Source organism: Streptomyces triticagri, assembly GCF_003429565.1.
Lineage (GTDB): Bacteria > Actinomycetota > Actinomycetes > Streptomycetales > Streptomycetaceae > Streptomyces > Streptomyces triticagri.
The window spans coordinates 80461-94281 of sequence record NZ_QUAK01000083.1 but is presented as its reverse complement, the minus strand read 5'-3'; the positions used below and the strand labels follow the sequence as shown (position 1 = coordinate 94281).

General features: G+C 71.9%; 9 protein-coding genes. All 9 read left to right on the top strand.

All coding sequences use genetic code 11. The features are described from left to right. The first annotated feature begins 256 nt into the window (after nt 1–256). Entirely contained in the window at nt 257–703 is a 447-nt protein-coding gene (locus DY218_RS15620) for an SRPBCC family protein (RefSeq protein WP_128556629.1), read from the top strand. Between the two features lie 285 nt (nt 704–988). Then, nucleotides 989–3373: an MFS transporter gene (locus DY218_RS15615; RefSeq protein WP_233521617.1), complete on the top strand. Its 2385-nt coding sequence runs from the start codon at nt 989–991 to the stop codon at nt 3371–3373. A 171-nt stretch (nt 3374–3544) separates the two neighbouring features. Beyond that, complete coding sequence (locus tag DY218_RS15610; protein ID WP_128556627.1) at nt 3545–6109, top strand: SpoIIE family protein phosphatase; 2565 nt, start codon at nt 3545–3547, stop codon at nt 6107–6109. 76 nt (nt 6110–6185) lie between these two features. Beyond that, the gene (locus DY218_RS15605; protein WP_128556626.1) at nt 6186–6911 is read left to right on the top strand and encodes a class I SAM-dependent methyltransferase; all 726 of its coding nucleotides are present in this window, start codon (nt 6186–6188) and stop codon (nt 6909–6911) included. Between the two features lie 289 nt (nt 6912–7200). After that, nucleotides 7201–8586, top strand: coding sequence for an LCP family protein (locus DY218_RS15600; RefSeq protein WP_456341171.1), 1386 nt, complete (start codon nt 7201–7203; stop codon nt 8584–8586). A gap of 139 nt (nt 8587–8725) precedes the next feature. Then, a complete protein-coding gene (locus DY218_RS15595; RefSeq protein ID WP_128556625.1) occupies nt 8726–9559 on the top strand; it encodes a M55 family metallopeptidase in 834 nt (277 codons plus the stop codon). Continuing rightward, on the top strand, nt 9552–10868 hold the full coding sequence (locus DY218_RS15590; protein WP_128556624.1) for a M20/M25/M40 family metallo-hydrolase: 1317 nt from the start codon (nt 9552–9554) through the stop codon (nt 10866–10868). Before DY218_RS15595 ends, DY218_RS15590 begins: the two co-directional genes overlap by 8 nt. A gap of 15 nt (nt 10869–10883) precedes the next feature. After that, nucleotides 10884–12869, top strand: coding sequence for a S9 family peptidase (locus DY218_RS15585; RefSeq protein ID WP_128556623.1), 1986 nt, complete (start codon nt 10884–10886; stop codon nt 12867–12869). Next, complete coding sequence (locus tag DY218_RS15580; RefSeq protein ID WP_233521616.1) at nt 12866–13819, top strand: S66 peptidase family protein; 954 nt, start codon at nt 12866–12868, stop codon at nt 13817–13819. The genes DY218_RS15585 and DY218_RS15580 overlap by 4 nt, the downstream gene beginning before the upstream one ends. Nucleotides 13820–13821: the final 2 nt, after the last annotated feature.

Genomic DNA, 13821 nt, shown 5'->3' with positions numbered 1-13821 from the left:
AGGGGCGCTTCGGCGCTGAGTTCCCCACCCCGCCCCTTCCCGAAACTCCTGCCGGAGGGGCCTCCTCAAACGCCGGAGGGGCTTGCTTGTTACTCCTGCCGGAGGGGCCTCCTCAAACGCCGGAGGGGCTTGCTTGTTACACCTGCCGGAGGGGCTTGTTCGTTCGGCTGCCCCCGCCGGTCCGTGCGCCCCCGTGCGCGGGTCACAATGGGGCACGTCTCTTCTGCTCAGCCCCGAACCATCTGGAGGAAGTGCCATGGCACAGGTCGAAGCCGTGACGGAGCGGACCATCGCGGCGGACCCGGACGACGTCTTCGACGCGCTCGCGGACTACGCGGGTACGCGCGCGAACCTGCTGCCCGAGCACTTCAGCGAGTACCAGGTGAAGGAGGGCGGCGACGGCGCGGGCACCGTCGTGCACTGGAAGCTGCAGGCGACCAGCAAGCGGGTGCGCGACTGCCTGCTCGATGTCACCGAGCCCAGCGACGGCCGCCTGGTGGAGACGGACCGCAACTCCTCGATGGTCACCACCTGGACCGTCACCCCGGCCGGCGAGGGAAGGTCCCGCGTCGTCGTCACCACAGTGTGGAACGGAGCCGGCGGCATCGGCGGCTTCTTCGAGAAGACCTTCGCCCCCAAGGGCCTCGGCCGCATCTACGACGCCGTGCTGGCCAAGCTCGCCGCGCACACCGAGAAGAAGTAGCCGGACACCGGGCGGACGGAGTCCGGCTCCCCGGCCCAACAGCCGCCCGTGCAAAGGCAGATCGGGCCGTCGCCCCTCACCGGGTGACGGCCCGACGTCCGTGCCGGTCGCTCAACGGCTCACCGTTTCGAGTGGTTTCCGCTCCGGCGCACTTGTACGGCGTAGGGCTCCCACCGGCGCATACGCCCGGTGCAGCCGCATTCCTGATGACTCGCCCCGCTTGCAAGCAGTTGTCGCCCAATGCGAGAAATGGGCGGCGCAGGCGCGACGAGGGGAGCGGTACACGTGGGCGGAACGACTCTGGTGAAGGGCGAGGAGGCCGCACCGTCGGCAGCCGCACCGCCACCACGCGAACCCACCGCCCAGCCACCCGCCGACGCCCCGCTCAACCCGCGCCAGGTGCGGATGGTCTTCGTCGGCCTGATGCTCGCGCTGCTCCTCGCGGCGCTCGAGCAGATGATCGTCGCCACCGCCCTGCCGAAGATCGTCGGCGAACTGCACGGCCTGGACAAGATGTCCTGGGCCATCACCGCCTATCTGCTGACCTCCACGATCGGCCTGCCGATCTACGGCAAGCTCGGCGACCTCTTCGGCCGCAAGGGCGTCTTCCAGTTCGCCATCGTCGTCTTCGTCATCGGCTCCGCGCTGGCCGGCTGGTCGCGCAGCATGGACGAGCTGATCGCCTTCCGGGCCGTACAAGGCATCGGCGCGGGCGGCCTGTTCATCGGCGTACAGGCGATCATCGCCGACATCGTGCCGCCCCGTGAACGCGGCCGCTACATGGGCATCATCGGCGCCGCCTTCGGTCTCGCCTCCGTCGCAGGGCCGCTGCTCGGCGGCTTCTTCACCGACCACGCGAGCTGGCGCTGGTGCTTCTACATCAATGTGCCGTTCGGTCTCCTCACCCTTGCGGTGATCACCGTGGTGCTCAAGCTTCCCAAGCCCACCGCACGCCCCCGCCTGGACGTGCTCGGCGCGCTGCTGCTCGCCGCGGCCTCCACCTGCCTCGTCCTGCTGACCAGTTGGGGCGGCACCGAGTACGACTGGGACGACCGCGTCATCCTCGGCCTCGGCGCCGGAGCGGTGCTCAGCGTGCTGCTGTTCCTGGTCGCCGAGCACTTCGCGCCCGAACCGCTCATCCCGCTGCGGCTGTTCAAGGACCCGACCTTCAACGTGACCTCGCTGATGGGCGCCGTGGTGGGCGTCGCGCTCTTCGGCGCCGCCAGCTATCTGCCGACCTTCCTGCAGATGGTCGACGGCGCCACGGCCACCGAGTCCGGACTGCTCATGCTCCCCATGATGGGCGGCGTCGTCGGCGCCTCGATCATCTCCGGCCAACTCATCAGCCACACCGGGCACTACCGCATCTATCCGATTCTCGGCGGCGCCGCCTCCGTGGCCGGCATGTGGCTGCTCTCCCTGCTCGAGACCGACACCCCACGGCTGACCTACAGCATCTGGATGGCCGTACTCGGCATCGGCATCGGCCTCATCATGCCCGTACTGATCCTGGCCGTGCAGAACGCCGTACGGCCCGCCGACCTCGGCACCGCCACCAGCGCCAACAACTACTTCCGGCAGATCGGCGGCAGCGTCGGCGCGGCCGTCTTCGGCACCCTCTTCGCCGGCCGGCTCACCGACGCGCTCGAGGACCGGGTGCCGGCGAACACCGATCTGCCCGACGCCGAGTCCATCACCCCGCAGCTCGTCCACTCCCTGCCCGAGGGACTGCGCGAGGGCTACATCCAGGCCTACGCCGACGCGATGCCGCGGATCTTCCTCTACCTCGTCCCGGTGCTCGCGCTCGGACTGCTCATCGCCTTCTTCCTCAAGGAGAAACCCCTGGTGTCCCACAACGCCCCCGCCGAGCCCGCGCCGATCCCGGCCGCCCGCACCACCTCACCGGCCAGCACCGGAGTGCCCGTCTGCGGCTCCGTGCAGCACCCCGACGGCACCGCCGTACCGCGCGCCGCCCTCACCCTGATCGATGTGACGGGCCGCCAGGTCGGCCGCGGGGCCAGCGGCGACGACGGCCGCTACGCCCTCGCGACTCCCGGCGGCGGCAGCTTCGTGCTGATCGCCGCGGCCGGCGGCCACCAGCCGCAGGCCGTCACCGTCACGGTGGGGGAGCGGCCGGTCGACCTCGATGTGGTGCTCGGCGGCGCCGGCCGGCTCGCCGGGACGGTCGTCACCGCCGACGGCACCCCGGTACGGGACGCCACCGTCACCCTCACCGACGTACGCGGCGAGGTGGTGACCACGGCCCGCAGCGGACGCGAGGGCGGCTATGTGATGGCCGAGCTCGTCGCCGGCGAGTACACCCTGGCGGCCAGTGCACCCGCCTTCCGGCCGGCCGCGCTGCCGGTCAGCGTCCAGGCCTCCCGGGAGACCCGCCAGGACATCGAACTCGCCGGCGGCGCAGTGCTGCGCGGCACCGTACGGGCGAGTGGCGGCCGGCCCGTCGAGGACGCCCGGGTCACCCTCCTCGACGTGGCCGGAAATGTCGTCGACACCATCACCACGGGCCCCGACGGCACCTTCCGTTTCATCGACCTGGCCTCCGGCGAGTACACCGTGATCGCCGCCGGCTACCCGCCGGTGGCCACCGTGCTGCAGGTCGCCGGAGGCGGCCGCACCGAACGGGACCTGCAGCTCGGCCACGAGGACTGACCTCCGCGCCGACCCGCCGGACCGGCGCCCCGCGGACGAGAAGGGGCGCCCGGGCGGTCGGCAGGGGGCGCACGGCCGAATTCCTACGTTGCTCCACATGGCAACCCGCGCGCCCCGTACCGTGGTTGGGACGGCGCAGATCCTGCGCCGTCATCGGAAGGAGCCGAGGCCATGGAGCGTGGCACCCCGGGAGTGCCGACCGCGCAGGCGGCCGTCGCCGGGCGCATCCCGCTGGCCGTGGTGGTGATCGATGGGGCCGGCCTGGTCACCCACTGGAGCAGCGGCGCGCGCCGCCTGTTCGGCTGGCGCAAGGAGGACGCGGTCGGCCGCTCCGCCGCTGATCTGCTCCCCGTCTCCGGCGCACTGCCCGACCCGGACGAGGCGCCCGGCGAAGGAGCCCACGGGCAAGGGGCTTACGGGCAGACGTACGGGCAAGGGGCGTACGGGCAAGGCGAGTTCGGGGCGGACGCCGACGCGCCGGTCGACGCCTACGACGCGATCGGGCCCGATCTGGAGACCTCGCTCGACGGCCGCACCTCCTACCCCGCCGCCGGCCGCGCCCGTGTCTCCGAGCCGGGCCGGCCCCGTACGGACGTGCTGTGGTGGGCCTATCCGCTGGTCGGCCCCGGTCCTGAGCGGCTCCTGGTACTCGCCGCGGACGCGGAGCGGCTCGGCGACGAGAGCCCCGTCGAGAGCCCCGACGAGGGAGCCGCGCCGGAGCGCATCGCGCCCGGATTCGCGCTGCACACCGAATTCGACGACGCATCGGAACTCGCCCGCAGATTCCCCGAGATCCTGCCCAGCATGAGCGTGTCCGAGGGCTCCCGGATCGTCTCCCAGGTGCTCGAACTCGGCTATCCCGTACTCGAGTTCAGCCGGCACGACCGGGTGCCCGTGACACCCGACTGGGGTGTGCCGCGGCGGGCCGAGCGCCGGGCGCGCAGGCGGCGTGCCGCCGAGGACGCGGCCGCCGGAATCCCCGTACAGCGCCGACCCGAGGACGAGGCGGACGACCTCGAGTACGCCGCGGTCCGCGAGCGCCTCGAGTTCCTCAACGAGGTCAGCGGGCGCATCGGCTCCTCCCTCGACCTCTCGCAGACCGTCCTCGAGGTCAGCCGCGCGGTCGTGCCCCGCTTCACGGACGTGGCCGGCACCTATCTGCGCGAGCAGGTCGTCGCGGGCGAGGGATTCCCCGACGGCGTACCGGACGCCACCACCCTCTGGCACCGCGTGGCCGTCGAGCACACCGACGAGCCTGGGCGCTGGGACGACGTGGTGCCGGTCGGCGAGTCCATGCCCTTCCCGGTGCACACCCCGTTCTTCCAGTGCATGACCACCGGCGAGCCGGTCCTGGTGCCGAAGATCAGCGAAGAGATGGGCACCGCCATCGCCTCGCAGTTCGAGAAGCGCGACATCCGCCCGCTGATCAACAATCGTTCGATGCTGGTCGTGCCGCTCAAGGCGCGCAATGTGGTGCTCGGCTTCATGGTGCTGCTCCGCCACCCGGAGCGCGCCCTGTTCAACGACATGGACCGCGTCACCGGCGCCGAACTCGCCGCCCGCGCCGGTCTCGTACTCGACAACGCACGGATGTACACGTACCAGGAGAACGTCGCCGAGACCCTGCAGGACTCGATGCTTCCGCACATCGCGCCCCGCATGGCCGGCTGCGACATCGCCACCCGCTATCTGCCCGGCACCCTGCTCGGCCGGATCGGCGGCGACTGGTTCGACTCCGTGAAGCTGCCCGGCTCGCGCACCGCCCTGGTCGTCGGCGACGTGATGGGACACGGCCTCAACTCGGCAGCGATGATGGGCCAGTTGCGCACCGCGGTGCAGACGATGGCCGCGCTCGACCTGCCGCCCGCCCAGCTGCTGCGCAATCTCGACGACCTCGCCCAGCGGCTCGGCGAGCAGTATCTGGCGACCTGCCTCTATGCGGTGTACGACCCGATCGCCGGCGAGCTCTGCCTGGCCAATGCGGGGCACATCCCGCCCGTCGTGGTGCGGGCCGAGGACGGCCGCAGCGACCTCCTGGAGCTGCCCACCGGTGCGCCGATCGGTGTCGGCGGGGTCCCCTTCGAGGCCGTACGGGTGCCGGTGGCGCCCGGCGACCGGCTCGTGATGTGCACGGACGGCCTGGTCGAGATGCGCGGCGAGGACATCGGCGTCGGGCTCGCCACGCTCTGCGAGTCGGCCGCGCACCCCGCCGCCTCGATGGACGCCGCCTGCGACACCATCATCCGGGCCCTTGCCACCCGCGGCGGCCGCAAGGACGACGTGGCCCTCCTGATGGCCCGGCTGAACGGCATCGTGTCCGAATCCGTGGCGAGCTGGCAGTTCGCCCTCGAGCCGGGCGAGGTCGCCCGCGCCCGGTCCGTCGTACGCGACCGGCTCGCCGACTGGGACCTCGCGGACCGGTCCGAGCCGGTGGAGCTGATGGTCAGCGAGCTGGTCACCAACGCCGTGCGCCACAGCCGTCGGCGCCCCGTCGAGCTGCGCCTGGTGCGCACCGACAGCCTGCACTGCGAGGTCGAGGACGACGACCACACCCTGCCCACCCTGCGCAGCGCGGGCCCGGACGACGAGTACGGGCGAGGGCTCGCCGTGGTCGACAGCCTCTCCCGCGAGTGGGGTGCCAGCGGCGCGGGCGACGGCAAGACGGTCTGGTTCGAGGTGTCGCTGCCCGCCCGCCACCGGGGGCGCACCCGGCGCACGAACACGAACGATCAGTGAAGGAACGCCCGGGCGCCTTGCCCGGGTGCCCGCCGGAGGGTAGACCGAAGCCCACGGTCGAGGTGGGGAGCTGATCATGAGTGTGACGACGCGGTACCGCGAGGCCTGGGAGTCGTTCTGGAGCGACGCCCCCCAGGAGGAGGGCGAGGTCTTCTGGGACTCCGAGCCGGCCCTGACCTCCGGCCCCCATCTCGCCCTGTACGAACCGCACTTGACCACTCCCGGCCTGCCCCTGGTCGATCTCGGCTGCGGGAACGGCACACAGACCCGCTTCCTGGCCGGCCGCTTCCCGCGGGTCGTGGGTGTCGACCTGTCCGCCGCCGCCGTCGAGCACGCCCGTACGGCCGATGCGGCCGGCCTGGCCGACTACCGGCAGCTGGACGCGGTGGAGCCCGGCGAGGTCGGGCAACTGCACGCGGAGCTCGGCGACGTCAACGTCTACATGCGCGGCGTGCTGCACCAGAGCGAGCCCGCCGACCGCGGGCCGCTCGCCGAGGGCATCGCGGCCCTGATCGGCGACCGCGGCCGCGCCTTCGTCACCGAACTCGCCGAGGCCGCAGGGCCGGTGCTGATGGGACACGCCAAGGGACCTGCCGGTCCGCCGCCGAAGCTCGCGCCGGTGCTCAGCCACGGCATCGCCCCGGCCGAGGTCAGCGACGCCGAACTGCCCGCCTGTTTCCGGGGCGCCGGCCTCGACATCGTCGCCCGGGGTGAACTGACCCTCACCACCACCGACTTCACCCCGGACGGCACCCGCATCGAGCTGCCCTCGACCTGGCTGGTGGTGGGGCGCGCGGGCTGAGGTGGACGCCGCACGGCCGTGAGTATCGGAGGGTGACACGGGCGGGTGTACGGGCCGCGCGTGGATGGCGGCACGCGCCCGCCCTGCGCGACCATCGTTGCGTACTGCACTGACGCGCCGGCTTCTACGTGGCTGACGCCCGGCTTCTGCAGGACTGACGTCAGCCTCTACAGGCCTGACGTCAGCTTCTACACGTGTGTAGAGTGCCACTCCCGTGCCGCGGATCATCCGCCACGGAGAATCCGAGGGTCAACGGGCCGGGTACGGCCGGGTGCTGAAGGGCAACAGGGTGGGGCAGCGGGGAAACGGTCGACAGGCGCGGCCCACCGGGCGCGCGCGGCGCGGGCAGCGGACGCGGCGGGGCCGGATCCTGCTGTGGATCGCGGGCGCCTTCTCCGTACTGATACTCGCCGTGGCCGGCGTCGGCGCCTGGGTGTACCAGGACCTCGACGGGAGCATCGGCGCGGCCGACATCGACGGCAAGGTCGGCGACGGCCGTCCCGAGAAGCTCAGTCCCGGCTCCAAGAACATCCTGGTCGTCGGCTCCGACAGCCGGGACGGCGACAACAGCGAGTACGGCAAGGGCCTGACGACCATGCAGTCGGACACCTTGATGGTGGTGCACATCGCGGCGGACCGGAAATGGGCCACCGTGGTCTCCTTCCCGCGCGACTCCTGGGTGGAGATTCCGGCCTGCGACAAGGGCGACGGCACGCGGTCGGAGGCCCACCACTTCAAGATCAACGAGGCCTTCGCGATCGGCGGCGCCACCGGCGAGGTCGCGAGCGCGGCGGCCTGCACGATCCGGGCGGTGGAACAGAACACCGGCCTGCGTATCGACCACTTCATGTCCGTCGACTTCCAGGGCTTCAAGGGCATGGTCAACGCCCTCGGCGGTATCGAGGTCTGTCCGGAGCAGGCGATCCACGACAAGAAGGCCCATCTCGACCTGGAGGCGGGCTGTCAGACCGTCAAGGACGAGGACGCGCTGGGCTATGTCCGTACCCGCTACAGCGTCGGGGACGGCTCGGACATCAGCCGGATCGGCCGCCAGCAGGAGTTCATGGGGGCGCTCGCCGACCGGGCCAAGCAGAAGCTGACCAGCCCCGGCGAGCTCTACGACTTCCTGAAGGCCGCCACCGGATCGCTGACCACCGACCGCTCCCTCGCCGGGGTCAGGCCGCTCGCGGGACTCGCCACCGAACTCAAGGGCGTCCCCGAGGACCGGCTGACCTTCCTCACCGTGCCGAACTACCCCAGGGAGCTGGACATCCCCTCCGACCGGGCCAACGTGGTCTGGCAGTACCCGAGCGCCGCCCGCCTGTTCACCTCCCTGGCCGAGGACGAGGAGGTGGACGAGAAGCGACTGGCCGGCGAGGCGAAGAACGCGCTGCACGCGCGCGACGTACGCGTCCGGGTGCTCAACGGCACCGACCGCGGCGGCCTGGCCGGCCGCGCCGCCGAGGAACTCCGGCAGGCGGGCTACACGGTCACCGGCACCGGCAACACGCCCGACACCGAGTCGAAGACCCGCGTCAGCTACCCGGCCGACCAGCGGGCCCAGGCGCAGGTCCTGAAGTCGCGCCTGCCGGGTGCCGCCGCGGAGGTCTCCGCCGATGCGACCACGGGAGCCGTGACCCTCGTGGTCGGCGAGGACTTCAAGTCGCTGCGCTGACCGAGGAGTTGAGTGAACGGGCGAGTATGACGGCTGCCGGCGGCGGGCCAGAGCCCGGGAAAACTGCGTCAGAGGTATGGACCTCTGCCGGTGGCGGAGGCTCTGGCCTGCGCCTTGACCGGCGCGTACCGTGATGCGGATGAAGATCCTCATCAGCGCCGACATGGAGGGCGCCTCGGGCGTGACCTGGCCGGCCGACGTGCTGCCCGGAACACCGCAGTGGGAGCGCTGCCGCACCCTGTTCACCTCCGATGTGAACGCGGCCGTGCAGGGATTCTTCGACGGCGGCGCCGACGAGGTCCTCATCAACGAGGCGCACTGGACGATGCGCAATCTGCTCCTCGAACAGCTCGACGAGCGCGCCGAGATGCTCACCGGCCGCCACAAGTCGCTCAGCATGGTCGAGGGCGTGCAGCACGGCGACGTGGACGGCATCGCCTTCGTCGGCTACCACACGGGTGCCGGCATGGAGGGCGTCCTCGCCCACACCTATCTCGCCAACCAGATCACCGGAGTCTGGGTCGACGACACCCGCGCCAGCGAGGGCCTGCTCAACTCCCTGGTGGTCGCCGAGTACGGAGTGCCCGTCGTGCTCGTCACCGGCGACGACCTGACCTGCGAGGACGCGCTCGGCTACGCACCAGAGGCGCGCAAGGTCGCGGTCAAGGACCACGTCTCGCGGTACGCGGCGGTCTGCCGCACCCCCACCCGTACCGCCCGTGACATCAGGGCCGCGGCGAAGGACGCGGTCTCCAGTGCGGGACGCTTCGCCCCGGCCGTCCCCGAACCGCACACCGTGGCCCTGGAGTTCGACGCCGAGCACCTGGCCATGGCGGCCACCGTGGTGCCCGGCGTGACGCGCACCGGCGAGCGGAAGGTGGCCTACACCAGCGGCACCATGTACGAGGGAATCCGGACGTTCAAGGCGGTCACCACGGTCGTCTCGGCAGCGGTGGAGGAGCAGTATGGCTGACCGTGAGGCATTCGACGAGGTCGTACGGTTCACCTCCGAGCTGATCCGCATCGACACCACCAACCGGGGCGGCGGCGACTGCCGCGAGCGCCCCGCCGCCGAGTACGTGGCCGAGCAGCTGGCCGGCGCCCGGCTCACCCCCGAGCTCCTCGAACGCACCCCGGGCCGCACCAATGTGGTCGCCCGGCTCGAAGGCACCGACCCGTCCGCCGAGGCCATGCTGGTCCACGGCCACCTCGACGTGGTGCCGGCCGAGGCGTCGGACTGGCAGTTCGACCCCTTCTCGGGCGATGTCGTGGACGGTGTCGTCCAGGGCCGCGGCGCCATCGACATGAAGAACATGGACGCGATGATCCTCGCGGTCGTACGGGAGTGGGCCCGCACCGGCGTCCGCCCGCGCCGCGATCTGGTGATCGCCTTCACCGCCGACGAGGAGGCCAGCGCCGAGGACGGCTCGGGGTTCCTCGCCGACCAGCACGCCGACCTGTTCGAGGGCTGCACCGAAGGCATCAGCGAATCCGGCGCCTTCACCTTCCACGCCGGACCCGGGATGCAGCTCTACCCCATCGCGGCGGGGGAGCGCGGCACCGGCTGGCTCAAGCTGACCGCCCGCGGCCGGGCCGGACACGGATCCAAGGTGAACCGGGCGAACGCGGTCACCCGCCTCGCCCACGCGATCACCCGCATCGGCGACCACGAGTGGCCGGTCCGCCTCACCCCGACCGTGCGGGCGGCCCTGGCCGAACTGGCCGTACTGCACGGCGTGGAGACCGATGTGCACGCCCCGGACTTCGACGCGGACGCACTCGTCGCCAAGCTGGGCCGGGCCGCCGAACTGGTCCAGCCGGTGGTGCGGGGCAGCGCCAACCCCACGATGCTGGACGCCGGTTACAAGATCAACGTGATCCCGGGGGAGGCCGTCGCCTACGTCGACGGGCGTTTCCTGCCCGGCTGTGAGGACGAATTCCACGAGACCCTTGACCGGCTCACCGGGCCCGACGTGGACTGGGTGTTCCACCACCGCGAGGTCGCCCTGCAGGCGCCGGTGGACTCGCCGACGTACGCCCGGATGCGGGCGGCCGTCGAGGAGTTCGCGCCCGAGGGCCATGTGGTGCCGTACTGCATGTCGGGCGGCACGGACGCCAAGCAGTTCTCCCGGCTCGGCATCACCGGGTACGGCTTCTCGCCGCTGAAGCTGCCCGAGGGCTTCGACTACCAGGCCCTCTTCCACGGCGTGGACGAACGGGTCCCGGTGGACGCCCTGCACTTCGGCGTGCAGGTCCTTGACCGCTTTCTGCGCACGGCTTAGGAGGACCCCGGGACCATGGTGCGTACCCAGTCGTACGGAGCCTGGACGTCACCCGTCGACGCGGCGCTCGCCGCCTCGCACGACGGACGGCCCGAGTACACCGGCCACGTCGGAGACGAGGTGTGGTGGACCGAGCCGCGGCCCACCGAGGGCGGCAGGCGCGCCCTGGTGCGCCGCCGCGCCGACGGCACCGAGGAGTCCGTGCTGCCGGCGCCGTGGAACGTCCGCAGCAGAGTCATCGAGTACGGCGGCCTGCCCTGGGCGGGGGCCGGACGGGACGGCGAGAGCGGGCCGCTGATCGTCTTCGTCCACTACGCCGACCAGCGGCTCTACGCCTACGAGCCGGACGTGCCCGGCGCCGAACCGCGGCCGCTCACCCCGGTCTCGGACGTCGGCGGCGGACTGCGCTGGGCCGACCCGCAGTTGCTGCCGGAGCGGGGCGAAGTCTGGTGCGTGCTCGAGGAGTTCACCGGCGAGGGTCCCACCGATGTACGCCGGGTCGTCGCCGCCGTACCCCTGGACGGCTCCGCCGCCGAGGACCGCGGCGCGGTGCGCGAACTGTCCGACGGACGGCACCGCTTCGTCACCGGGCCACGGCCGAGCCCCGACGGCCGGCGTGCCGCCTGGATCGCCTGGGACCACCCGCACATGCCGTGGGACGGCACGGAGTTGATCCTCGCCGATGTCACCGACGAGGGCACCTTCGGCGAGCAGCGGACCGCGGCCGGTGGCCCCACCGAGTCCATCGCCCAGGTCGAATGGGCCGCGGACGGCTCCCTGCTCTACGCCTCCGACCGCACCGGCTGGTGGAACCTCTACCGGGCCGACCAACGGCGCGGGACCGAACCGCTCTGCGTCCGCGACGAGGAATTCGCCGGAGCACTGTGGAGGATCGGCCAGCGCTGGTTCGCCCCGCTCGACAACGGCCTGATCGCCGTCGTGCACGGCGTCGGCGCCACCGCGCTCGCCGTGCTCGACCCGGAGACCGGCGAACTCGTCGACACCGCGGGACCGTGGACAGAATGGTCACCCGCCCTCTCCGTGCACGGCAGCCGCGTGGTGTCCGTGGCGGCCAGCCCGCGCAGCGCCTACGAGGTCGTGGAACTCGACACCGCAGTGGGCCGCGCCCGGGTGATCGGCGCCGAGCACGACGACCCCGTGGACCCGGCCTACTATCCGGAGCCGCTGATCCGGACCTTCGAGGGCCCGGACGGGCGCGAGATCCATGCGCACATCTATCCGCCCCACCACCCCGGCCACCGGGCGCCCGACGGCGAACTCCCGCCCTTCGTCGTATGGGCACACGGCGGACCGACCGGCCGCGCACCGCTCGTACTCGACCTGGAGATCGCCTACTTCACCTCCCGCGGCATCGGCGTCGCAGAGGTGAACTACGGCGGCTCCACCGGATACGGCCGCGCCTACCGGGAGCGACTCCGGGAACAGTGGGGCGTCGTCGACGTGGAGGACTGCGCCTCCGTCGCCCGCGCACTCGCCGACGAGGGCACGGCCGACCGCGACCGGCTCGCGATCCGCGGCGGCAGCGCCGGCGGCTGGACCGCGGCCGCCTCGATCGCCACCACCGACCTGTACGCCTGCGGCACCGTCATCTACCCCATCCTCGACCTGACCGGCTGGGCCACCGGCGAGACCCACGACTTCGAGTCCGAGTACCTGCACTCGCTGATCGGCCCGATCGACGCGGTGCCCGGTCGCTACCGGGACCGCTCGCCGGTCGAGCATGCGGACCGGATCACCGCGCCCTTCCTGCTCCTGCAGGGACTCGACGACGTGATCTGCCCGCCCGCTCAGTGCGAACGCTTCCTGGCCCGGATGGCCGGGCGGAACGTCCCGCACGCGTACATCGCCTTCGAGGGCGAGGGCCACGGATTCCGGCGCGCGGACACCATGATCCGCGCACTCGAGTCCGAACTCTCCCTGTACGCCCAGGTGTTCGGCCTGAAGGCGGCGGGCGTGCCGACGCTGGAACTGACCAAGTGACCGCGGGATCCGGGGCCGTGCCCGACGCGGGCCTGCGGCGGGCGCCCCGGCTCGCACCCGGTGCGCGGGTCGCCGTGGTCGCACCGAGCGGACCCGTGCCCGAGGACCTGCTGCAGGCCGGCCTCGACATCCTGCGCGGCTGGGGACTCGAGGTCACCGTCGCGCCCCATGTCCTCGCCGGGCACCGGGAGTTCGGCTATCTGGCAGGCTCGGACGCCGATCGCGCCGCGGACCTGCAGAATGCCTGGTGCGACCCGGCGGTCGACGCCGTGTTCTGCGCCCGCGGCGGGTACGGCGCACAGCGCATGGTGGACCTGGTCGACTGGGCGGCGGTGCGGGCCGCGGGCCCCAAGGTCTTCCTCGGCTACAGCGACATCACCGCCCTGCACGAGGCGTTCGCGGTGCGAGCCGGTGTCGCCACCCTGCACGGACCGATGGTCGCGGTCCGTGACTTCATCAAGACACCCGCGACCCAGGAGCACCTGCGGGCCACCCTCTTCGAGCCGGAGAGCGTCCTGACCCACGAGGCGGGACGGGCGCTGATTCCCGGCCGGGCGAGGGGAGTCGTACTCGGCGGCTGCCTCTCCCTGCTCTCCTCCGACCTCGGCACCCCGCACGCCCGGCCGTCCGCCGGCGGCGGTCTGCTGTGCATCGAGGACGTGGACGAGGAGGACTACCGACTTGACCGCTGCCTGACCCAACTCCTGCGCTCCGGCTGGCTGGAGGGCGTACGCGGCGTACTGCTCGGCTCCTGGGTGGACTGCGGCCCGTACCGCGACGTCAGAGCGGTGCTCCGCGACCGCCTCTCGGACCTCGGCGTCCCGGTGGCCGAGGAGTTCGGTTTCGGCCACGCCGACGCCCCCCGCACCCTCCCCTTCGGCCTCCCGGCCACCCTCACCACAGACGCAAACCGCTCGACGCTCAGGTACGAGGTACCGGCGCTGCGGTGACC